Source organism: Tautonia sociabilis, assembly GCF_003977685.1.
In the GTDB taxonomy this organism is placed as follows: domain Bacteria; phylum Planctomycetota; class Planctomycetia; order Isosphaerales; family Isosphaeraceae; genus Tautonia; species Tautonia sociabilis.
This window is the reverse complement of record NZ_RYZH01000012.1, coordinates 1-22,371: the sequence shown is the minus strand read 5'-3', so window position 1 is coordinate 22,371 and position 22,371 is coordinate 1. Positions and strand designations below refer to the sequence as shown.

Here is a 22,371-nt window from a genome sequence, read left to right as displayed (position 1 = left end):
GATCGATCCGGGGCGATCGCGAAGACGGAGAAGGACGAGGGCGATCATGCCGGCCCGCGACCCCCATTCTAGCCGGAGGCCCCTCGCCGGCACGATTCCCGATCACCCCCGACGCTCGACGGCCCTTCCCGCCCGGTTCCCCTCGCCTCGTGGTATCCTGTCGGCAATGATCTCCCGGATCGCGGTCGGGCCTTCGCCTCCCACGATCCGCCCGCCGCCGTCCTCCGATCCCCGAATCACCCACCCCCCGACGCCCTCTCCGGAGCCCCGCCGATGAAGACCTCTCCCCGGGCCGGCATGACCGGCGAGGAGCGGATTACCGTCGACGAGACGAACCGGATCGTCTTCGCCGACGCCCGCATGCCCGCCGTGCTGGCGACCCCCTGGCTGGTCGCCCACCTGGAGTACGCCGCCCGGAACGCGATCGCCCCCTGCCTGGAGGAGCACGAGCGATCCGTCGGCACCTTCATTCAGGTCGACCACCTCGCCCCGGCCCCGGAAGGGACCTCGGTCGTCTGCCGGGCCCGGGTGATCCACGTCGACGGCCCGGTCGTCACCTTCCAGGTCGAGGCCCGGGACGACCTGGAACTCCTCGCCCGAGGAATCCACCGCCGCCGGGTGATCGACGCCGATCGCTTCGCCCGACGGGTTGCCCGCAAGCGAGAACGGCTCGGCGGCTGACCCCGAATCCTCGGGAAGGAGCATCCCCGGCGCTCGGGCCTCCTCCCACGACCCCGGCCTGGTTCCCCCTCGAGCCGACCGGGGCGCCCGTCCGTTCCCTTCGAGCGAGCGAGGAGCCGGGAACGAGGGCTGGCGATCGTCTCGGGCCGATGGCGCCGATCGTGCCGGGACGATCGCCCGGCAGATCGGCCCCGGAAGGCCCGGGGTCGATCTCCCCCCCCTGGCCGCCCGATGATCGACCTGGGACACCCGACCGATCGGCTCGAGCCCCCGCAGGGAGCCTGCCGCCATGCGACCCCCCGAACGCCCCCGGACCCCTCCCGAGGAACCCCCTCGGACCGAAGCCCCCCCCGCCTCCTGTCTCCCGGCCTGCCCGGCCTGCGGCGGGACGCTGATCGAGGTGAAGATGAAGCTCGTCTGCTCCCGATGCCGGACGATCTGCGAGACCTGCTGCGAGGGCGGCCCCGGCTGACCGGCCGAAACGAGCGCGGCCCGGTCGGATTTCCTCCAGAATCTCGACGACTGGCGAACGAACAGGTCTCGTCACCGACCACAATCTCCGGGGGCTCGGGCCGAGGATGCCATCATGATTGCCTTCCCGTTCGCCTGCACGGACTGGTCGTCGTTTCACGAGATCAAGGGCCTGCTCCGCCTGGAGGACGAGGATCTCGTCCTTGAGTACCGGATCGTCCAGTGGGGCTGCCTCCCCAAGGCCCGGGTGCGCGAGGCCCGCCTGCCCCGCGAGGTGATTACCGCGATGACGCTCCGCAAGGGCTGGTTCCGGGACGTGCTGGCCATCCAGACCTCCTCGCTGCGCTCCTGGGAGGAGTTCCCCGGCGCCGTCGATGGCCGAGCCCGGCTGATCGTCGGCAAGGAAGACCGCGAGACGGCCCGGGAGCTGGTCGCCCTGCTCTCCCCCGAGAAGGCGGTCTCGCCGATCGACGAATTCGCCTGAGCCGATCCGAGCGATCCCGGTCCAATCCGGGCGATTGGCCAGATCGGTTGCGTCGAGGACCAGCGGTGGCCGGTCCCCATCGATGACCTGCACCCTCGTCCCGGTGTGGCCGACGGGCCGGAGCACGATGGAATGGCCCGTGCGGCGAGGGTCCGAGACGTCCATCAGACACTCCTTCGGATCGCCAGCGTCAGGGCGACGCCGATGGCGACGATGCCGAACACGGCCAGGCCAATCCGGGAGAGCCTGCCGGGCCCCCAGACCCGGCGGGCCGCCGACGAGGCCTCGACCATCTCGGCCTGCCGCTCGGCTTCGGCCAGACGCCGGTCCAGGTTCTCCTGCACGCTGTCCGGATCGGTCCGGGGCATCGGGGCCGACTTGGCCTGGGCCACCTGGCGCTGAAAGTCGTCATCCAAGGCTCGAAGTCCCGGGTCGGCCGGTTTCTTCGGGGCTCCTTCGGCGGTGAAGATGTGATCGGGCGGATTCTGATTGAACCGAACGGAACTGCGGACGACGTCGTACGTCTCGCGAACGGTCGGCTCGTCGTGGTAGGTCTTTCCGTCCCAGTAGGTCTCCTGGACGCCATGCACCGGCAGCCAATACTCCGTGCCATTGACGTTGAACGAGTTGAGCCTGATCTGATCGACCCGGCTTAGGAGCTTGCCGTCGTCATGCATCTCCATCCGGAGTGGGTGTCCCCCTCGTTCCAGATCAATCCAGAACGAGATCGATGTCGTTCGAGACCCCGGGTGGCGTTGCAGACGCACGTGCAGGCAGCGGTGCCCGTCGATCTCCTCCCAGCCCAGGTTCTCGAACCCCTCCATTGTCAAATTCTCGGAGGGTGCGAAGTACCAGAGGTAGAGAATGCGATGCGGCGAGCCGGGCATGTTCAGCACGCCTCCGCTGCCTGACCCGGTGATGACAGGCAGGGGAACTCCCATCAGATCCGGGCTGTCATACGTCTCCTCAAGTCGGCCCTCAAGCAGGGCATAACGACGATGTGTGAACGCGGCGCCGGCCGCAGAGGAGTGGGTGAAGGAATCAATTACGGAAGCGCCATCGCTCCGGTACACGTAAGTGCCCTGAATTTCGTCCCGATCCGCAGATTGCCCTGGGCCCCTCACCTCAATAACGGCTTCATAAACCAGCGAGACGTCGGCGATGTCGTCGTGTAAACCTCGGATGACTCTCAGGAACGGGTCGGCGTCCAGCTCCGGCGACTGTCCGCAAGCGGCGAGCGCGATCAAGATCGCGTGCATCTCGTCCCTCCATGCTCGGGAAGACGCCCCCCGCCACGGCGAGACGGGGGGCGCCTTTTCGGTTTGGCGTTTGGACGGAACTACTGGGGGAAATACTGTGGGGCCCTGCCATCGCATCGGTCGGGAGTGAGCATTCGGTCCGTGCATTCGCCGTTGTCACATTTGCCGACGTATTTCCTGAAGGGGGTGCAGCGTGCGTTGGCGCCCGCAAACTGAACGTTGGTGCCAACGCCCGGCTCACCAGTGGCGATGAAATGTTCGCAGGATACGCATGGAGTGTCCGGGGCTTGACCGTCGCAGTTGCTCCAGGCGACCTGGCCCTCATCGAGGCTCGAGGGGGCGCAGTCAAAGGTGACCGCCTTCGAGTTCGGGTCGCGGCCGGACACTGCAGCAAGCTCCGTGTCGCTGAGACGCCGGGAGTAGGGCTGGCCCGTCCAGAAGACTGTGAGGAGCCCCAGTCCACCGGCCAGCAGGAGCAGGGTGAACATCTTCGATTGATTCATCGACCCGAGCCTCCGTATCCGGTTTCGAAGGTGGGAATCAGGTCCGAGGCGGCACCGGGCGGGCCACCGCGGTCAGTCCACCGGCTCGCGGCCATTCCGCGAGCCGAATCCGCGCCAGACGGGGGTGGCGATCGTCTCCGAGACGAACCGGAGCGACCCGTCGGCCATCAACGCATGAACGCCACCCCGATGCCAGCTCCGCGCGGTGAACATGTCGGTTTCGATCACGGGGCCACCGGCGGTGCAGTCGGGGATGACCCCGTTGGGGGCCTGGGCGTGGTTGTAGAGGGTGTTGCCCCGACCGGTCCAGAACCACCGGCGGCCCGTCCGGACGAATCCCTCCTGGGGATTCGACGGCCGGGCCGAGATTCGGCAGACCTTGAGCAGGTCGTCGGCGGTCAGGACGATGAGACCATCGGCGAAGCTGAAGACGTCCCGTTCGGGCGACAACCGGCCCTCCCGGCCCGAGCCTCGGAGCCGCTCGCTGAAGGCGACGGTGTGACTCAGGCCGTCGGGCACCCGGCTGATCGAGATGGGGCCGTCCGCTTCGGGGAAGATGCCGTTGCCACTATCCGGATGCTCGGCGGTGACTCCCCAGTGAGAGCCGACGCCCACATTGCCGCGATAGCTGTTTCCGGTTTCGGCGAACGGTCCGCCATCGGACGGGCAGAGAAAAAGATCCATTTGAGTTTCCATGACAGTAAGATTGAAAATGTTTGAATCGTGGCATCCCGCGGGCCCGTGGGAAAGGTGGCTGATGGTAGGCCAGGTGCCGGTGTCGAAGTTGATGGCATCGAAGAGGGGGCGTTGATCGAGGTATGGCAACAGTCTGGTATGGATAGAGTAGAGGCCGCCGTAGCAGCGGGCCCGGACCCCATAGGCTGTGGTGGCCGGCGGGAAGGTGGTGTTTGCGTCGTGGTAGGCGTGCAGGGCCAGGCCGATCTGGTGCAGGTTGTTCTGGCACATGGCCCGCCGCGCCGCCTCGCGGGCCGATTGGACGGCGGGCATCAGCAAGGCGGCCAGCAGGCCGAGGATGCCGATGACCACCAGCAACTCGATCAGGGAGAAGGCGGAGCGGTCGTGTCGAGGGTGTGTCATGGGTTGGTTTCCTGATTGGTCCCGAGCGTGACCACACTCAAGACAACCGTGGGCTGGCCGGGGTGATCCGTGGCGATGGTCACGTCGGCCGCCGCTCCGTCGGCGATCCGGCCCGGCGCGAACGCGAGCCGGAGCTCGTGGACGAGTTCGCTTCCCTCCGGTCACACGGGGGGTTCCCGGAGCGCCGGGCCCGAGACTCCGACAATACGGATCGGACGATCGCTTGACCGCACGACCACACGACGCCACTCGGAGTCTCCCGGCGAGAGGACCAGGCCTGGCGGTGCAACTTGAATCCGGGGCGTGACGCGCCACCGGATCGGTTGCCGCCAGGGCTCAACGGCTCGGGCCCAAATCAGGGTGATTCAACCACCTCGACCGTCTCAGGTCGCACCACCTGGCCGGTCGCGTTCGGCACGCCCTCGCGTCCTCGCTCAGGGGGCACGGCCGGCTGGCCGCATCCCGCGATGAGGAGGGTTGGGAACAGGCCGATCGCCAGCGCCAGGGTCCGAACCGCGGCACCGCTCATGAGGAAGACTCCTCCGGTGATACCGGTGCATCGGAAGGTTCGGCGAATTGCACAGGGAGCCGAGTTGCGATCGCAACGTGATGGCGAGAGCAGATTGGGCCGGGGAAGCGGCCCGGTACGCCATCATATAAGAGCGAGACGAGTGGCTGTCAAGGTGGCGATCGTCTTTTTTCGTTGAACCTTGATCGGGCGAGGCCGGCGGTTGTGTCGCCCCGCGTCGGGGCCAACTCCGGGCGATCTCGGGATCGGCTCGATCTGGGCGCCGATGGGGGCGGTCCCTACAGTGATCGGGAGGGATCGTGTCGGTTCGGGCCCGGGAGGTATTCCCTGTGATCGGTCGGCATCAGGCGCATGTGGCGGTCGCGTCACTGAATCAGACGGTGGGCGACTGGCAGGGGAACGACCGTCGCATCCGGGAGGTGATCGCCTCGGCCCGGGATGAGGGGGTGCGGCTGCTTTGCCTGCCGGAGATGTGCATTCCCGGCTACAGCCTGGAAGACCGCCTGCACCGCACCGGGACGATGGAGCGCTCCTGGGACCGACTCGTCGCCCTGGCCGACGCGACCGCGGGGATCGCCGTCGCCGTCGGCCTGCCGGTCCTGTTCGAGGGGGTCGTCTACAACGCGATGGCCCTGCTGGCCGATGGCCGGCTCGTCGGCCTGACCGCCAAGGAGAACCTGGCGACCGGCGACGTCGAGTACGAGAACCGCTACTTCAATCCCTGGCCCCACGGCCGGCTCGTCGAGCTGCGCGGGCCCGACGGCACCACCGCTCCGCTGGGCACCCAGATGTTCGACCTGCCGGGGCTGGGGGTCGTCGCCTTCGAGATCTGCGAGGACGCCTGGCGAGGCATCCGCCCCGGCTCCACCTACGCCCTGGCCGGGGCCGAGATCCTGCTGAACCCCTCGGCCTCCTGGTTCCGCATCGGCAAGCACCGGATGCGGCGCCGACTGGTCCGGCAGATCAGCCTGGAGGACCATTGCGTTTATCTGTATGCCTCGTTGCTGGGGTGCGACGCCACCCGGTTGATCTTCGACGGTAGCCTGTTCATCGCCACCAACGGCCGGATCGAGGCAGAAGGGCGCCGGTTCGTCTTCGACCGCGAGTGGGAGCTGGTCCATCGCGTCGTCGACCTGGGCGAGATCCGCCACGTTCGCATGGAGGAAGGCTCCTGGCGCGGCCAGCTCGCCCGTACCTACGGCGGCGAGTTCGGCTCCGTTGCTCCCTCGGTGCGCGTTCCCGGCCGGTACGGCACCGAGAAGGCCGCCCCTCCTCCCCCGCCGTACTACCTTCCCCCCGAGCCGGAGCACCCGGATCCCTCGCTCCGATACCTGGAGGACACCGTCTTCCAGGGGAGACGGATCGTCGAAGGGGACCTGAACCACCTGGAGCTGGAGCTGGCCCTGAGCCTCGCCCTGCGCGACTACGTCGCCAAGACCGGCGTTCCCTCGTGCTGTCTGGCGCTTTCGGGGGGCCGCGACAGCGCGATGGTCGCGCTGCTGGTCAACCGGATGTACCGTTACAGCCACCCGGGCCGGTCGGCCGAGGAGGTCCGCCGGCTCGTCGCCGATCGGTTCTACTGCGCCTACCTCGCCACCGAGAACTCCGGAGAGGCCACCCGGGCCGCCGCCCGGGCCGTGGCCGCGGAGGTCGGGGCGACCTACTACGAGGGAGGGATCCAGGAGGCGCTCGACTCCTGCGAGGAAACCGTCTCCCGACTGACCGGGGAGGTCCTCTCCTGGTCCAACCCGGAGCACGACCTGACGCTCCAGAACATCCAGGCCCGGCTGCGGGGGACCCTGATCTGGACCGTCGCCAACCTGCACGGCTCGCTGCTGCTGGTCACCAGCAACAAGAGCGAGGCGGCCGTCGGCTACACCACGATGGACGGCGACAGTTCCGGCGGCCTGGCCCCGATCGCCGACGTGCCCAAGAGCCTGGTGAAGCTCTACCTCTCCTGGGCGGCCGAGTTCCACGGTCTGAAGGGGTTCGAGCTGATCAACGTGATGGAGGCCACCGCCGAGCTGCGCCCGCCGGGCCAGGCGCAGACCGACGAGGCCGACCTGATGCCCTTCCCCGTGCTCGACCAGTTGATGTATGCCTTCGTCCAACTCTCGCTGGACCCGGTCGAGATGTTCCGCCGCCTCTGGCCGGCCGTGCGCGACTCCTACGGCGGCGATGCTCGCGCCTTCGCCGCCCACATCCGCAAGTTTGTCCGCATGTTTTGCCGGGCGCAGTGGAAGCGAGAGCGGTTCGCCATCAGCTTCCGAGTCACCGCCTTCGACCTCGACCCCAAGACCGGCTTCCGGTTCCCCCCCGTGCAGGCCCCCTTCACCGAGGAGCTGGCCGAGCTGGATCGCCTGGTCGACGCCCTCGGCTCGGCCGATTCCCCGTGATCGGTCGCGACCGATGGGAGCGGCCTACGGTATGCAACCGCCCCGCGGCCTCGGCTGCATTAATGACCGCAACGATTCAACTCGACTGATTGGCCGGCTCCAGGCCGCGGGACGAGGAGGGCTCGTCGCGACCAGTCCCGGCTGTCGGGACACCGGAGGAGTGGTGGAGCGATGCCAAACGATCCGGGCTCGAAGGCGCCCGGCGGGGCCGGGGCCGTCCCGGGGGTCGGTCCCGCCGGCGGCGGCCGTCGACGTCGCCCGAGCCCTCCGCGGCCTCCCCGCCTCCCTGATCACCGTCACCAAAAACACCTTCTCCAATCAGCGCCCTCGGGCCGGGGCCGCCGACTGCGCCCCGTTGCTCACCAGGTCCCTCGAACTCGGCGACTTCCCCGCCCCGCTCGCCAGGGTTCCCGGCCGCCGAGCCCACCCCTCCCGGCCCAGTGATCTCCTGACCGCGACCGCGACTGCCGGCCCGCCTCCACAGATTCCGTCGTTGATTTTTTTGAAACGAAGATTCGGGCATGTCCTAGAGTCCTGGTGAATGCGGCCTGTCCAGTCTTAGAATCCTAGGAGATGCGGCCTGAGGCTCGGGCCGCCGGCCGATTGGCTCGGAGTGTGGAGATGAGAGCCGGTCCGATCCCGGAGCGAGGTCGCAGGAAGCGGCGCGGGGTGGCCGCCGTCGAGCTGGCCCTGGTGCTCCCGATCCTGCTGCTGTTCTTCTTCGGCCTGTGGGAGGTGGGGACCCTGGTCGGCGTCCGACAGGTCCTCGGTGCCGCCGCCCGAGAGGGGGGCCGGCAGGCCTCGACCGGACAGCTCACCGAGGCCGAGGTCGTCGGGGTCGTGCTCGACTACCTGAGGCTCTCGGGGGTGCCGACCGACCGTGTCTCGGTCAGCGTGTCAAACCTGACCAACCCGGCCGCCGGCCCGGGAGCGGCCTCCCAGTTCGACGAGCTGGAAGTCGTCGTCACCATCCCCTTTGATGCCGTCCGGAAGGTCGACGTCCGGGTCATCACGACGGACGAGACGACGCTCAGCGGCCGGGCCGTCTGGTACTCGATGAAGGACAAACCCTATCCGGCTCCCCCGGAGCCGACGATTGAATGACGCACGGAGTTCACGGCCGAGCGGACCCGGCGCCCGGTGTCCGCCCGCCGAACAGCGGAGCCGAACCGATGCGTGCCGAGCCGGGCGCGGCGAGGACCAGAAGGCGAGGGGCGACCGTCGTGGAGACGGCCATCGTCCTGAACATCGCCCTGATGCTGATCCTGGGCGTCTTCGAGTCGGGATGCCTGCTGATGACCACTCCCCTGCTCGACAACGCCGCCCGGGCGGCCGCTCGCCAGGCGGCCTCGGGGACCTACGGCACGACCGAGCAGGAGATCCGGGAGGCCGCCGAGCGTCTGCTCGTGGGGACCCGCTTCGAGGAGCCCCCGGAGATCCTCATCTACCGGATCGACACCGACGGCAACCCCGACGGCCACTGGACCGACTCCGCCTTCGGCGAGGGGATCGCCGTCCAGATCAACGCCCGATACACCCCGATCGTGCCGACCTTCGGGATCGTCCCCGACCCGATCCCCCTCTCCTCCCGATCCATCGCCCGAAGCGAAGGGGACTGAGCCCGGATCGCTCGGAGAGACAAGGTCGACGCCGCTCAGACCCGGCCCTAGGGGACGGGAAAGCCTTCCAAGCCATCGCTCCGTGACGCTCACCTCCCGATTCGACCACCATCCGGGGCAAGAAACCGATGACGATTCGATCTCGATCCCGACGACGTCGGGGCACGATCGCGCCGGTCGTGGCCATGTTCCTGGTGAGCCTCTGCGGCTTCGTCGCGCTGGCGGTCGACATCGGCCTGCTCGCCGCGGCTCGCTCCGACTGCCAGAACGCCGCCGACTCCGCCGCCCTGGCCGGCGCCCGGGCGCTGGACGGCAGCAGCCCGCAAGACCTGGGCCTGGCCACGAGCAAGGCGAGGCAGGCCGCGGGCCGCAACCAGATCCTCAACCGGGCCCCCTCTCCCGAAGCCGTCGAGGTGGAGCACGGATCCTACCACTACGATCGACTGACCGAGCGGTTCTCGCCCCGCTACCCCCCCGTCCCCCCGGACACCTACAACCTCACCCGGGTGACCGTCCGCCACCGCCTCGACACCGCCTTCGCGCGCACCCTGGGGTTCAACCACATCGATCTCGTGGCCACCGCCACCGCCGCCCACCGCCCCAGGGACGTGACGATCATCCTGGACTTCTCCGGGTCGATGAACAACGAGAGCGACCTGTGGAACAACGAGGGCTACCTCGGCTCGGCCAACAACAGCCCCAACAACCGCGACCCGATCTTCCCCCGCTTCGGCCACTACAGCGACGTCAACGGTGCCAGGCTCCAAACCACCAGCACCGACCCCCGCGTCGGCAAGTGCAACATCACCCAGGAGGCCCTGGGGCTCCCCCCTCTGGTCGAGGGCTTCCACCAGCACTCCCGGGGAGAGGAGGCCCTCCCCGCCTTCTCCCCCGAGCCCGACGAGTACGACCGCTCCCCAGGGGGTGATCTCCCGCTGCTGACCAACGGCCACACCGGCTCCAGCTACGCCCACACCCTCGCCGAGGTGGTCGGCAACGGCCGCGACAGCGACTTCGAGGACTACGGCTACGACTTTTACTACCTCTACCGCTCCTACCGGGCCGAGGGCCGCGGCTCCTCCTCCGCCCGCACCGCCGCCCGCAACGACCTCGAAAACCACGTCGCCGACCCGATCGTCCAGGACCGCCTCTTCAAGGGGTATACCCTGGGCCCGAAGTACTGGGGCAAGACCTTCTTCATCTGGCCCCCCAGCCCCGTCGGCCGCCATCCCTCGCTCCCCAACCCCGACTCCTCCGGCCGGCGGGTGGCCGACTGGCGGAATCGCTTCTTCCTCCACGACGGCGGCTCCTATCCCCATTTCGGCGGGCCGATGGACGACAACACCCAGCTCTTCGACAGCTCGGGTGCCCTGCGCGATCCCTCCGGCCGCTATGTGATCAACTACCGGGCCATCCTCTCCTGGATCAAGAGCGGCCCGAACCCCTTCCCGCCGCGGCTCCGAGCCGGCCGGCTCCTCTACTACAGCGCGATCCCGGACGACGTCCCCGCCTCGGCCTACGACCATTCCCGGCGCAATGACCTGATCGCCGACCAGGACCAGCGGTTCTGGAAGGAGTACATCGACTACGTCATCGGCGTCTGGCGCAGCCCCAACGGCTCGATCGTGAGGCCCGGCCAGCCGGCCTGCTCCTACGGCCCCGACTTCAACTGGGGCAGCCGAGACATCGACGGCAAACCCTCCACCCGCTACATGGACTACGACGACAACCCCCAGCGCCCCCGCCACCGCTTCTGGTTCGGGCCGATGACGATGGTCCAGTTCATCTCCGACACCGGGCTGCTGCCAGGAACGGCCAGGGATATCTCGATGTATCCGGCCAAGCTCGGCATCTCCGGCGCCCTGCAAGACATCAAGAACAACCACCCCAACGACCTGGTCTCGATCATCCTCTTCAGCCGCCCCCGCTTCCAGGGGGAACGCACCGGCGCCTTCAACCAGGCCCAGTTCAACCTCGGTCGCGACTACGACGGCATGATCGACGGCCTCTGGTTCCCTCCCCATTCCGGGGAGCAGGACGTCCGCCCCTGGGACCCCGATGGCGAGCAGACCCCCCGCGCCTTCGGCGACTACACGTCGAACACCGCCACCCAGCACGGCTTCATGCTCGCCTACAACCAGCTCTCGTCCAGCCAGACCGTCCGATTGGCCGGCGCCGGCGGCCTGGGCCGCAAGGGGGCCCAGCGTCTCGTCGTGCTCGAGACCGACGGCATGGCCAACGTCAACACCCGGCCCGACGGGGGGTTCCACGACGCCGGGGCGAACCGCTCCTACTACCGAATCCTGCCGGGGGACACCATCCGGGCGGGGGGCTACAACGAGGGGGATCTGCTCGCGGTCGTTCGCCGCATCGCGGCCCGGGAGGACGACCCCAGCACTGGCCCCGGCTACTCCACCCCCCGCAAGCCGGTTGTGATCCACACGATCGCCTTCGGCCCCCTCTTCGAGCCCACCGCCTCCGGCCAGGCCAGCGCTGTCGACCTGCTCCAGAAGATCTCCGCCATCGGCGGCACCCGCTTTCCCAGTTCCTCCAGCGATCCGAGGGACGGCTACAAGTGGTGCATTGGTACCCTGGACGAGCGCAAGGACCGGCTCCGCCAGGCGTTCAGCCGGGTGATGGACGACGGCGTTTCGGTCTCGCTCATTGAGTGACCCCACCCCGATGGCGTCGGCCCAACTGCCCCAAGCGATCCGAGACCGAGCCTGACCGGAATTCGGGACCCATCCGATGCCCCAGGAGTTCCCCGTCGCCTTCGAGGCCGTGACCAAACGCTACCCTCCCTCCCGGCCGGGGGGGGCGTGGCGGGAGGCTGTTATCGAGGTCGGTTTCCGGGTCGAGCCAGGAGAGATTGTCGGCCTGCTCGGCCCGAACCGATCCGGCAAGACGACGCTGGCGAAGCTGCTGCTGTCGCTCTGTCGGCCGACCTCCGGCCGGGTCACCCGGCTGGGCCGGCCGGCCTCGGATCGGGCCACGCTGGCCCGGGTTGGCTACGTCCCCGAGCGCGCGGTCTTCCCCGGCCACCTGACCGCCACCGAGCTGCTCTCGTATCTCGCCGCCCTCTCCGGGGTCTCCCGGGCCGTCCGCAGGCGACGGATCCCGGCCCTGCTGGACCGCGTCGGCCTGCTCGACCGAGGCCGGGAGCCCATCTCCCAATTCAGCAAGGGGATGGTCCAGCGGCTTGCGATCGCCCAGGCCCTGGCCAACGACCCGGACCTGCTGGTGCTCGACGAGCCGACCGAGGGCATGGACCTCTCCGGCTTCGTCCTGCTCGAAGAGATCCTGGTTGATGCCTCTCGGGCGGGGAAAACGGCCGTGCTCATCACCCACCTTCCCGGGCTCGCCGAGCGGCTCTGCGACCGCCTCGCCGTGCTCCGATCCGGCCGCTTGGTCTTCCTCGGCTCGCCGACAGCGCTCCGGAGCCGGACCGACCCGGGTCGGTCGCTTGGCTCGGCCCTGCTCGACCTCGACGCGGGGGCCGCCTGATGACCGGCTTCTCCTGCGCGTTCTGGCTCGTCCGAGACACCTTCCGGCAGGCGCAGGCCACCCGGCTTTCTCGCCTGATCCTGGCCATGAGCGCCCTCTGCGTGGCCCTCTGTCTGAGCATCCGGATCGACCCCGGCCCTCCCCTCCGGCCCGAGGGCGAGATCGAGCTCTACGGCGCCGACGGGCTCCCCCTGGACGATCCCTCCCAGCGGCCGGGCCGTCTGGCCGTCGGCTTCGGCGGCCTGGAGGTCCCGCTCTTCCGAGGGGCGGAGGACGAGGTCCGGTTCCTCCGGGTGATCCTGGCCAAGTGGGTGGCCGGCGCCGCCGGGACGCTGCTCGCGCTGGTCTGGGCGGCGTCGTTCCTGCCCGAGTTCCTTCGGCCGGAGTCGTCGGCCCTGCTGCTGGCGAAGCCGGTGCCACGCTGGCATCTGCTGATGGGAAAATACGTGGGGACGGTCGCGTTCGTGGCGGCGCAGGCGGCCGTCTTCGTCGGCGGCACATGGCTGGCCCTGGGGATCCGGTCGGGGGACTGGGATCCGACCTACCTGCTCTGCCTACCGCTGCTGGCGGGCCACTTCGCGGTCGTCTACGCCGCCTCGTCCCTGATCGCCGTCTGCACCCGGAGCGCCTCGGCGGCTTCTTTCGGCTCGATCGTCTTCTGGTGCCTCTGCTTCGCGATGAACCGAGGCCGGCACCTGCTCGTCGCCTCGGCCGGCTCCTCGGGGGAGGTCGGCTCTCCGTTCCGGGAGGCCGTCGAGCTGGGCTACTGGATCCTGCCCAAGCCGGCCGACTTCGTCGCGCTGCTGGACCGCGCGATGGGAGCCGGCGACCACTTCAGCACCCTCGCCGAGGTCGACGCCGTCGGCTCTCTCGGCGCGTTCCACCCCGGCCTTTCCCTGGCGGCCTCGGCCGCCTTCGCGGCGGCCCTGCTGGCGGCCGCCGCCCGGGAGTTCGGGACGATCGACTATTGATCCGGCTCCGGGGGGCACCGATCGCCGGTCATCCGGGCTCCGGGGAGGCCCATCCGAGGAGGCGATCGGAGGAACCGGCTGGCCGACGGTTCACGCGGCGGCCTCTCCCGGGAGGCCCTCGGGCGGGTCCTCGCCGTTCTTGAGGGCCTCCCACTCCTCGACCGTGTAGAGCACTTCTCGGGCGGCTCCCGACTTGTACTCGCCGACGATGCCGTCCTCGGCCATGAAGTCGATCAGCCGGGCCGCTCGGCCGTAGCCGATCCCCAGCGCCCGCTGCAGCAGCGAGCAACTGCCGCGCTGCTCCCGGACGATGATGTCGATGGCCGCCTCGTACAGCTCGTCCCGGTCCTTCAGCGCGCCGCCGTCCTTGCCCCCGGCCCCGCCGCTGCGGAGCTTCATCAGCTCCTTGCTGAACTCCTGGGGGAACTGGGAGAGGTAGTCGCAGATGCGTTCGACCTCGGCGTCGGAGACGTAGGTGCCCTGCGCCCGGACCAGGTGCGAGGTGCCGGGGATCAGGAACAGCATGTCGCCGTTGCCCAGCAGCTTCTCGGCCCCCATCTCGTCGAGCACCACGCGGCTGTCTCCCCGGCTGGAGACCTGGAAGGCGATCCGGGCGGGCAGGTTCCCCTTGATCAGGCCGGTGATCACGTCCACCGTCGGCTTCTGCGTGGCCACGATCAGGTGCATGCCCACCGCCCGGGCCTTCTGGGCCAGTCGGACAATGTGGGCCTCGACCTCCTTGGCGGCGGTCATCATCATGTCGCTCATCTCGTCGACGACGATGACGATGTGCGGCATGTAGGTGGGGATGCGCTGGCGCTCCTCCTCGTCCTCGGGCTGGAGGCGGTTGTAGATCTCCTCCGCGCCGAGCTGGTTGTAGATGTGGAGGCTTCGCACCCCGGCCCGGGCGAGGTAGGTATAGCGCTCGTCCATCTTCTCGCAGGCCCAGGCCAGCAGCGACTCGGCCTTCTTCATGTCGGTGACGACCGGGTGCATCAGGTGGGGGACCTGCTTGTACTGCGACAGCTCGACCATCTTCGGGTCGATCAGGATGAGCTTGCACTCCTCGGGCCGTCGGGTCATCAGGATCGAGGTGATCATCGCGTTCAGGCAGACCGACTTGCCGGTGCCGGTCCGGCCGGCGATGAGCAGGTGGGGCATCTCGGCCAGGTCGAACGCCAGGGGGGAGCCCTTCACGTCCTTGCCCAGAAACAGCGGGATGTGGGCCTTCACCAAGCTCTTGCCGGCGCCGACCCCCTCGATCACCTCCCGGAGCCGGACCATCGACCGCCGCTCGTTGGGGACCTCGATCCCCACGGTCGTCTTGCCCGGGATCGGGGCCACGATGCGGACGCTCGGCACCGCCAGGGCGATCGCCAGGTCGTTGGCCAGGCCGACGATCTTGGAGACGCGGAGGCCCGCCTCCAGCTCGATCTCGAACTGGGTGATCACCGGCCCGGTGTCGATCTGGACCACTCGGACCTGGCAGCCGTGCTCCAGCAGCGTCTTCTCCAGCATCAGGGCGCGGGCCTGGATGGAGGCCTCGCGCTCGTGGATCGGGATGGCGGAGGTGGGCTCCAGCAGGTCCATCGGCGGCGCCTGGTAGCCCGAGAGGAGCCGGCTGGGAGGGGCGGCCGGGCGGACCGCCGGCGCGTTCGGAGCGGACGGGGCCGCCGGGGCCGGCGCTCCTCGGCTCGGGGAGGCCGGCGGGGCCGGCGGGCCGGAGGGAGAGGCCGGGGAGGGCAGGTCGGCCCGGGGGCGGGGGATCGCCGGAAGGGTGTCGGAGGGCCTCGGCACCACCCCGGCGGCCGTCGGCGAGCAGTGGACCCGGCGCCGGGAGGCAGGGGAGTAGACCAGGTCGTGCACCAGCGCCAGGCCGATGACCGCCGCCGAGCCGAGGACCAGCGCCATGCCGATCGGCCCGAACTGCCCCCGAAGGCCGCCGGCGATCAGGGCCCCGGCGTACCCCCCCGAGCCGACCGGGGGAGAGCCGGCCAGCCCCGGCCGCAACTCCTGGAGGCTCGCCGAGGCGACCCCGACCAGCATCGCCAGCCCCGCCAGCCGGGCCGCCGGCTCCCCGATCGGACGGCCGAGCAGGACCCGGACCGTCACGACCCCCCAGGCCGGCAGCAGCAGCAGGCAGGCCCAGCCGATCGCCGTGTACAGCCCGTGGGCGATCGAGGCCCCGACCGGGCCGCAGGGGTTGGACAGGGGAACCGCCGACCCGTCCGAGCCGTTGGGCGGGTAGCAGGCCGATCCCGGCGCGTCGGCCGGGTCGTAGCCCAGGAGGCTCAATGCCAGGAAGGTGCCGACGACGAGCAGGGACAGGCCCCGTCCGTTGCGCCAGAGCCGCTGACGATCGAGCATGGACGCCCGCCCCCCGGTCCCGCCAACACGACTCGGCCCGGGGCCGGCCCGGGGGCCCGCCGGCACCTCCTCCCGAGTCGGCCCGGGGGGGGCGGCGCGGCCCCGGGGTCGGCCCCGGGCCCGTCCGTTAGGCGATCATCGGCAGGACCGGCCCCGGGGCTTTGGCCCGGAACGACCCGATCGGGGGGCGGCGGCCTACTCTTCCGGCTGGGTAAGGTCGACGGTGTCCCCCATCGGCCCCCCCATGTCCTCGGCCTCCTCCCGAGACCGGACGTTGCCGGCCAGGTCGAGGTAAATCTTGTCCTGCATGATCTCCTGGATCACGATCGCCATTTTGTCTGATGTGCGCATGTCCACCAGCGGGCGGGCCCCCTGGTTCAGGGCGATCATCCGCTTCTGAATCAGCGTCGAGAGCTTGAACCGGCCGCCAACGCGGTTGACGATCTCTTCTTCCTTCAATTCTTCATGCATCGCGGTCGTCCCCTCGGGGTTCGGCCCCGGCCAGCAGCGCGGCCATCTCGGCGACGGCGCGGTCGAGGTCGTCGTTGACGATGACGTGGGCGTACAGGCCGATCGACTCCAGCTCGCGGCGAGCGTTCTCCAGCCGACGGCGGACGACGGCCTCCGACTCGGTCCCCCGGCCCCGGAGGCGGGCCTCCAGCACCTCCAGGCTCGGCACGGTGATGAAGATCGTGTCGGCCGAGGGCACGGCGTGGATGATCTGGAGGGCCCCCTGCACGTCGATCTCCAGCACGACGCACTCTCCCCGCTCCAGCGCCCGCATCACCGGGCCGATCGGCGTGCCGTAGAGGTTGCCATGCACCTCGGCCCATTCGAGGAACTCCCCCCGGTCGCGGGCGGCCTCGAACTCCTCCCGGGAGACGAAGTGGTAGTGCCTCCCCTGCTCCTCTCCCGGCCGGGGCGCCCGGCTCGTGGCGGAGATCGACAACCGGGCCGACACCCCCGGGTACTCCAGCGCCCGGCGCAGGATCGTGCTCTTGCCGCTGCCGGACGGTCCGGAGACGACGACGAGGCGGCCGGGAAGATCGGTCCAGTCGTGGGTCATGGAACGGGACGAGGGCTGCGGACTGAGGGAGGCCGGGGCGAGGTCGTCGCGGGCCGAGGGGGCCGACCCCGGGCCAGGGGGGCCGAGCGGGGGGCGCCACGACCCCGAAGAACACCACGACGCTCCTCGAAGGCTCCCACGGCGTCACTCTCGGGCTGAGGGAGGTTGACAGATCACGGCTGACGGTTGACGGCGGACGGCTGACGGATGGCGGAAGCGGGGGAGACGGCCGGCGGCGTCGCGGGGCGGTCTGGGGAAGACGCGGCGATCGGGACGATTGCGAGGTTCGGGCCTCCCCGGCCGCCGGGCATCCGGCCGGCCTCCCCTTCCAAGATCATCGGGAGGAATCGGCCTTTCGCTGACCGGTTCGAGGAGTCCTTCTCCCCTCCCTGAGGACGGCCGGCGGCGGAGGGCGGATTCCGGCTCGGTCCCGCCCCGAGGCCGCTACTCGATGTTCTGGATCAGCTCGCGGATCTTTTCCAGGGCCCCTTTGATCTCGACGACGGCTCGGCTGATCTCGACGTCGTTGGCCTTGGAGCCGATGGTGTTGGTCTCTCGGCCCATCTCCTGGACGACGAACTCGAGCTTGCGGCCGGGGGCGTCGGCGGCGGTGGCGGAGGAGATCACGGCGTCGAACTGCTGGAGATGGGCGCGGAGGCGAGTGATCTCCTCGGCGATGTCGGAGCGCTCGGCGAAGATGGCGACCTCTCGGATCAGGTGCTCGGGCTCGACGGCGATACCTCGTTCGGCCACCAGGGAGGAGACGCGGTCGGCCAGGCGGTCTCGGTAGGAGGAGACGACCTCGGGCCCTCGGGAGGCGATCCGCTCCAGGTGGCTGGCGATCTCCGAGGCGAGGGACCGGAGCTCCTCCTCCATCGCCCGGCCTTCCTCCCGGCGACTCCGTTCGAGCAGGTCGAGGGCCTCGACGATCACCGGCTCCAGCGCCGGCCACTCGGCCCGGGGGTCGTCCGGGCAGGGGCGGGAGGTCTCCACCACCCCGGGCAGCGAGAGCAGGGCCGAGAGGAAGTCGGGGGGCTCGGGAGCGTCGCCGAGGAAGGCGATGAGCTGGGCGCGGTACCCCTCCAGGGCGGCCAGGTTGAGGCGGTAGTCCTCGGGGCGTCGCAGGGCCTCGACCCGGATCGAGAGCTGGACGGTCCCTCGCTTCAGGCGGTGGCGGACCAGCCGCTCGACCTCGGGTTCGAGGCTGGAGAACGGCTCGCCGATGCGGGTCGAGAGCTTCAGGTGCCGGCCGTTGACGCTGCGGACCTCGACGATCACCGTCCTCGCCTCGTCCTGCCGGCGCGCCTCGCCGAATCCGGTCATGCTCAGCAGCACGGCGAGGCCTCCTTGAGGGTTCGGGGCGGTGGGACGGGTCGGGTCGGGTCGGTTCGAGTCGAGTCGAGTCGCATCGCGTCGAGGGGAGGCGGGTCGGCCGGGGCCGATCCGGGGCGGGGAGCCAAGGGGCCCAGCCCCGGGAGGGGGGCAGGTCAGCCGGAGCCCTCGGGATCGTCGCCGGTCTGGTTGCCGGCGCCGGCGCCGGAGTCGGAGTCGGAGTCGGGGGGCAGGCCGCCGTCGTCGAGGGCCGGGGGAAGGCCGGAGGGGGCCTCCGAGGAGCCGGGGTCGGCGCCCTCGTCGGGGGGGGAGGGGGTGCCGAGCTCCTGGTCATCCCGGTCCGGGACGGTTGAGCCGCCGGTCCTGGAGCCGGAATCCTCGCCGAAGGCGGGCAGGCCGCCGAGGTCCTCCTCGGCGTCGATTCCCTCGGGCAGGAAGTCGCTGCCGATCTCCCGCTCGGTGGCCCGGGTGCGGGCGTTGGCGTTGATGACCAACCCCATGTTCAGGGCGATCCAGACCGAGGCGGTCACGATGGTGATCCGGGTGAAGACGTCCCCGGCCCTCGTGCCGAAGGCGCTGGAGCCTCCCACGCCGCCGAAGGCCCCCGCCAGGCCGCCTCCCCGGCCGCGCTGGATCAGCACCAGGCAGATCAGGAAGAGCGAGACGATGCCGATGAGGATGTAAGTGAGCACCGCCGGAAGCTGGTAGCCGAGGAACGTGCAGACGACCAGCGCGATGACGCTGCTGATCACGTAGGGCATGATTTCCACGGTCGGGGCCTCGATTGGGAGTCGTGGGAACGCAACCAGCGGTTGGGAAGAAGCGGCCGGCGGCAGGGAGGTCGGCGGATCGGGGAGGTCGGGAGGATGGCGGCCGGATGGATGCGGGGCCTCCGCCCGTGGTCCTCCTGCGATCGTCCGAGAGCGGTTGGCCCGGCGGTCCAACGTCGAGCCGGTCGCTCAGCGCCGCTCGGCCGTCACCGCCCGAGCGGCCTCGACGATGCCGAGGAAGTCGGCGGCCTTCAGGCTGGCGCCGCCGACAAGGGCGCCGTCGATGTCGGGGCGGGCGAGCAGGTCGCGGGCGTTCTCGGGCTTGACGCTCCCTCCGTACTGGATGACGACTCGGGAGGCGATCGCCTCGGAGAATCGCTCGGAGAGCCGGGAGCGGATGAAGGCGTGCACCTGCTGCGCCTGCTCGGGGGTGGCGGTGCGGCCGGTGCCGATGGCCCAGACCGGCTCGTAGGCGAGGACGACGCCGGCCATCTGGTCGCCGTCCAGGCCGGCGAGTGAGCCGTCGAGCTGGTCGCCGACGACGGCCTCGGTCTGGCCCTGCTCGCGCTCCTCCAGGGTCTCGCCGATGCAGACAATGGGGATCAGGCCGGCCTTCAGCGCGGCCAGGAGCTTCTTGTTGACGAAGGCGTCGGTCTCTCCCAGGCCGTGCCGGCGCTCGCTGTGGCCGAGGATGACGTGGGTGCAGCCGACGTCGACGAGCATCCCCGCGGAGAGCTCTCCGGTGTAGGCGCCGGAGGGCTCGGGGTGCATGTTCTGGCCGCCGAGCCCGATCGGGGAGTTGGACAGCACGGTGTCGAGCCGGTGCAGGAACACCGAGGGGGGGCAGACGGCCACCCGGACGGCGTGGTCCTGGCCGACCCCTTCCTTGACGGCCTCGGCCAGGGAGACGGCGTCGGCCTCGGTGGTCGGGTTCATCTTCCAGTTGCCGGCGATGAACAGCGGTCGCATCAGGCGGGTTCCGGGCGGGTCGAGGTCGAAGGGGTCCAGGGAAGGCTTGGCTCGGGGAGGAATCGGAGGCCGGGACTCGAGGGCGGAATCCCGGAGTTCTGGCCGATGCTCCCGAGGCCAGGGGGGACCGGCTCGGTCCCCGGGGAGGTCGTCTCGGCCGGGGGGGCTCCTCGGCGTCGGGGGACGACGGTTGGCACGTCCCGGTCGTCGTCTCCCCTTGCCCGACGATCCGGTGGGCCCGAGAGGGGCCGTCGGCCCGGCCCGGCTCCGACTCGATCCGATTCGATCCGATCCGATCCGACCCGGGCGAGAGCCAACGCGATTGGGAAGGTCAGACGGCGGCCACGCCGTCGCAGGCGTCGATGGTGCGTCCGAGGACTTCGGCCAGGCGGCGGAGGTCGTCGACCAGCGCGGCGAACGGTTCGGGAAGCAGGGCCTGGGGGCCGTCGGAGAGGGCCTGCTCGGGGCAGGTGTGGACCTCGACGTGCACCCCGTCGGCCCCGGCGGCCACCGCGGCCCGAGCCATCGCCGGGATCAGGTCGGGCCGTCCGGTCGCGTGGCTGGGGTCGGCGATGATCGGCAGGTGGCTCTGCCCCTGGGCATTGGGGATGGCCGAGAGGTCCATCATGTTTCGGGTCGAGTCCTCGAAGCTGCGGACGCCTCGCTCGCAGAGGATGACCTTGTGGTTGCCCTGCGAGAGGACGTACTCGGCCGACATTAGCAGGTCCTTGACCGTGGCGCTCATGCCTCGCTTGAGCAGGACCGGCTTGTCGACGCGGCCGACCTCCTTGAGCAGGTCGAAGTTCTGCATGTTGCGGGCGCCGACCTGGAGCATGTCGGCATAGGCGCAGACGAGGTCCAGTTGGCGAGGGTCCATGATCTCGGTCACGGTCGGCATGCCGAGCCGGTCGCCGGCCGTCTTGAGGATCTTCAGGCCGTCCTCGCCGAGCCCCTGGAAGCTGTAGGGGCTGGTCCGGGGCTTGAAGGCGCCTCCCCGGAGGACGTTGGCGCCGGCGGCTCGCACCGCCTCGGCGATCTCCAGGAAGATCTCCTCCCCTTCGATCGCGCACGGGCCGGCGATGACCGCCAGGTGGCCGCCTCCGATGCGGATCCCCTTGACCTCGAAGACCGAGGGCTCGGGCCGGAACTCCCGGCTGGCGAGCTTGAACGGCTTGAGCACCGGGATCACCTGCTCGACGCCGGCGATCGCCTGCAGCGGGGTGGCCTGCAGCTTCCGCTCGTCGCCGATGACGCCGATGATCGTCCGGGAAACCCCCTGGCTCAGGTGCGGCGTGAAGCCAAGATCCTCGATCCGCTCCAGGACGTGCTGGATCTGCTCGGGGGTCGGCTGCGGCTTCAGGACGATGATCATCGGCCTCGGGTCTCCGGCGCGGTCGCTGCGAGGTCGTGGGGGGACGCTCGGGGAGGACGGTGGCTTCGGTCGGATCGCGACGCACCTTTCCCCTGCCTGGGCGTGGAAACATCACAGTGTAACGACGGCGGGCCCGATCCGGAAGGGGGATCCGGCCGCCTCTGCCGGCGATGCCGGTCGCGAGGCCGGGGAGGGGCCCGATCGCGGTCGGTGCGCAGACCGTACGCCGCTGGTGCGCCGTCGGTGCGCGGTCGGTGCGCTGGCGCGGATCGGCGATTGTTCTTCGGGAATCTTGAGTTGCGTCGATCGCGTTGGCTTCGTTCCGCGCCGGAGTCGGCAGCGGAGCCGAGGCGGCTCCGGCCCGTCGGGGCCAGGAGGCCTTCGGCGCGATCGGGACGCCGACGAGCGGCCTCGGTGCGCGCTCGGTGCGCCGTTGGTACGCGGTTGGTGCGCTGGCGGAGATCGGCGATTGTTCTTTGGGAATCTTGGGTTGCGTCGATCGCGTTGGCTTCGCTCCGCGCCGGAGCCGGGCGCGGCCCGGCTCGCCGGCCCTCCCGGCAAGGGGCCGGCGATCGGCCGGGAGGGAGCCGGGCCTCGACGCGGGGGATGGCAACGGGTGTCGTCGTCGGCGGTCGACAGTCATGGCTGGAATCGCGTGGGTGCGTGTTCCGGTCGAGCGACGGGAGGGGAGCGACCCCCTTACTGGAGATCATCGGAGCGGTGGGGAGGGGCGGTGACTCGGGCCGGTTTGAAGGAGTGGTGTGTGTGCGTGTGCGGTTTGATGCAAGTCGATGCGGAGACGAGATCGGGAGTGTGAGCCGAGCCGGGAAGCCGGGGGGTGCCCGAAGAGAAGGTGAGGGGGGAGCGGGTTAGGGGCAGGGGCGTCGGGCGAGGAGCCAGAGGTTGCTGGCGAGGAGGTTGAGGGGGGGGATGCGTTCGAGGGCGGCGTTGAGGAGGTGGAGGGGGCGGTCGAGGCGGGT

General features: G+C 69.9%; 20 protein-coding genes. 9 read left to right on the top strand and 11 right to left on the bottom strand.

All coding sequences use genetic code 11. The features are described from left to right. Positions 1 to 273: 273 nt before the first annotated feature. The 3 genes from TsocGM_RS07880 to TsocGM_RS07870 all read left to right on the top strand — a co-directional run bounded on the left by TsocGM_RS07880 (position 274) and on the right by TsocGM_RS07870 (position 1,636). The gene (locus TsocGM_RS07880; RefSeq protein WP_126724761.1) at positions 274 to 681 is read left to right on the top strand and encodes a thioesterase family protein; all 408 of its coding nucleotides are present in this window, start codon (positions 274 to 276) and stop codon (positions 679 to 681) included. A 289-nt stretch (positions 682 to 970) separates the two neighbouring features. Next, positions 971 to 1,153 carry a hypothetical protein gene (locus tag TsocGM_RS07875; protein WP_126724760.1) on the top strand — a complete coding sequence of 61 codons (183 nt, stop codon included), beginning with the start codon at positions 971 to 973 and terminating at the stop codon, positions 1,151 to 1,153. 114 nt (positions 1,154 to 1,267) lie between these two features. Then, positions 1,268 to 1,636 (top strand): hypothetical protein, encoded by a 369-nt coding sequence (locus TsocGM_RS07870; protein ID WP_126724759.1) that lies wholly within the window; start codon positions 1,268 to 1,270, stop codon positions 1,634 to 1,636. A 164-nt stretch (positions 1,637 to 1,800) separates the two neighbouring features. Here TsocGM_RS07870 and TsocGM_RS07865 read toward each other — a convergent pair whose 3' ends face one another. The 4 genes from TsocGM_RS07865 to TsocGM_RS25895 form a co-directional block, all read right to left on the bottom strand. Beyond that, positions 1,801 to 2,895, bottom strand: a complete 1,095-nt coding sequence (locus TsocGM_RS07865; protein WP_126724758.1) for a LolA-like protein — start codon at positions 2,893 to 2,895, stop codon at positions 1,801 to 1,803. 80 nt (positions 2,896 to 2,975) lie between these two features. Continuing rightward, positions 2,976 to 3,398: a hypothetical protein gene (locus TsocGM_RS25900; RefSeq protein ID WP_126724757.1), complete on the bottom strand. Its 423-nt coding sequence runs from the start codon at positions 3,396 to 3,398 to the stop codon at positions 2,976 to 2,978. A 72-nt stretch (positions 3,399 to 3,470) separates the two neighbouring features. Beyond that, complete coding sequence (locus TsocGM_RS07855; RefSeq protein ID WP_126724835.1) at positions 3,471 to 4,496, bottom strand: DUF1559 domain-containing protein; 1,026 nt, start codon at positions 4,494 to 4,496, stop codon at positions 3,471 to 3,473. 355 nt (positions 4,497 to 4,851) lie between these two features. Then, positions 4,852 to 5,025: a hypothetical protein gene (locus tag TsocGM_RS25895; RefSeq protein WP_158633422.1), complete on the bottom strand. Its 174-nt coding sequence runs from the start codon at positions 5,023 to 5,025 to the stop codon at positions 4,852 to 4,854. A 329-nt stretch (positions 5,026 to 5,354) separates the two neighbouring features. Here TsocGM_RS25895 and nadE point away from each other — a divergent pair, with 329 nt between their 5' ends. From nadE to TsocGM_RS07825, 6 genes are all read left to right on the top strand, one after another. After that, positions 5,355 to 7,421 carry an NAD(+) synthase gene (nadE, locus tag TsocGM_RS07850; protein ID WP_126724756.1) on the top strand — a complete coding sequence of 689 codons (2,067 nt, stop codon included), beginning with the start codon at positions 5,355 to 5,357 and terminating at the stop codon, positions 7,419 to 7,421. Positions 7,422 to 8,042: 621 nt separating this feature from the next. Next, entirely contained in the window at positions 8,043 to 8,525 is a 483-nt protein-coding gene (locus TsocGM_RS07845) for a TadE/TadG family type IV pilus assembly protein (RefSeq protein WP_126724755.1), read from the top strand. A 68-nt stretch (positions 8,526 to 8,593) separates the two neighbouring features. Further along, entirely contained in the window at positions 8,594 to 9,040 is a 447-nt protein-coding gene (locus TsocGM_RS07840) for a TadE/TadG family type IV pilus assembly protein (protein ID WP_158633421.1), read from the top strand. A gap of 128 nt (positions 9,041 to 9,168) precedes the next feature. Continuing rightward, positions 9,169 to 11,712, top strand: coding sequence for a pilus assembly protein TadG-related protein (locus tag TsocGM_RS07835; RefSeq protein WP_126724753.1), 2,544 nt, complete (start codon positions 9,169 to 9,171; stop codon positions 11,710 to 11,712). A 76-nt stretch (positions 11,713 to 11,788) separates the two neighbouring features. After that, complete coding sequence (locus tag TsocGM_RS07830) at positions 11,789 to 12,544, top strand: ABC transporter ATP-binding protein (protein ID WP_126724752.1); 756 nt, start codon at positions 11,789 to 11,791, stop codon at positions 12,542 to 12,544. Next, entirely contained in the window at positions 12,544 to 13,515 is a 972-nt protein-coding gene (locus TsocGM_RS07825) for an ABC transporter permease subunit (protein ID WP_126724751.1), read from the top strand. Before TsocGM_RS07830 ends, TsocGM_RS07825 begins: the two co-directional genes overlap by 1 nt. Positions 13,516 to 13,605: 90 nt before the next feature. Here TsocGM_RS07825 and TsocGM_RS07820 read toward each other — a convergent pair whose 3' ends face one another. The 7 genes from TsocGM_RS07820 to aroF form a co-directional block, all read right to left on the bottom strand. Then, positions 13,606 to 15,882, bottom strand: a complete 2,277-nt coding sequence (locus tag TsocGM_RS07820) for a DNA translocase FtsK (protein ID WP_126724750.1) — start codon at positions 15,880 to 15,882, stop codon at positions 13,606 to 13,608. A gap of 195 nt (positions 15,883 to 16,077) precedes the next feature. Beyond that, positions 16,078 to 16,353, bottom strand: a complete 276-nt coding sequence (locus TsocGM_RS07815) for a DNA-directed RNA polymerase subunit omega (protein WP_126724749.1) — start codon at positions 16,351 to 16,353, stop codon at positions 16,078 to 16,080. Continuing rightward, positions 16,346 to 16,948, bottom strand: coding sequence for a guanylate kinase (gmk, locus tag TsocGM_RS07810; protein ID WP_126724748.1), 603 nt, complete (start codon positions 16,946 to 16,948; stop codon positions 16,346 to 16,348). Before gmk ends, TsocGM_RS07815 begins: the two co-directional genes overlap by 8 nt. 444 nt (positions 16,949 to 17,392) lie before the next feature. Further along, on the bottom strand, positions 17,393 to 18,283 hold the full coding sequence (locus TsocGM_RS07805; protein WP_126724747.1) for a YicC/YloC family endoribonuclease: 891 nt from the start codon (positions 18,281 to 18,283) through the stop codon (positions 17,393 to 17,395). A 152-nt stretch (positions 18,284 to 18,435) separates the two neighbouring features. After that, a complete protein-coding gene (gene secG, locus TsocGM_RS26450; RefSeq protein ID WP_199756723.1) occupies positions 18,436 to 19,041 on the bottom strand; it encodes a preprotein translocase subunit SecG in 606 nt (201 codons plus the stop codon). Between the two features lie 198 nt (positions 19,042 to 19,239). After that, positions 19,240 to 20,019, bottom strand: a complete 780-nt coding sequence (gene tpiA, locus TsocGM_RS07795; protein ID WP_126724746.1) for a triose-phosphate isomerase — start codon at positions 20,017 to 20,019, stop codon at positions 19,240 to 19,242. Positions 20,020 to 20,350: 331 nt separating this feature from the next. Next, positions 20,351 to 21,391, bottom strand: a complete 1,041-nt coding sequence (gene aroF, locus TsocGM_RS07790; RefSeq protein WP_126724745.1) for a 3-deoxy-7-phosphoheptulonate synthase — start codon at positions 21,389 to 21,391, stop codon at positions 20,351 to 20,353. Positions 21,392 to 22,371: the final 980 nt, after the last annotated feature.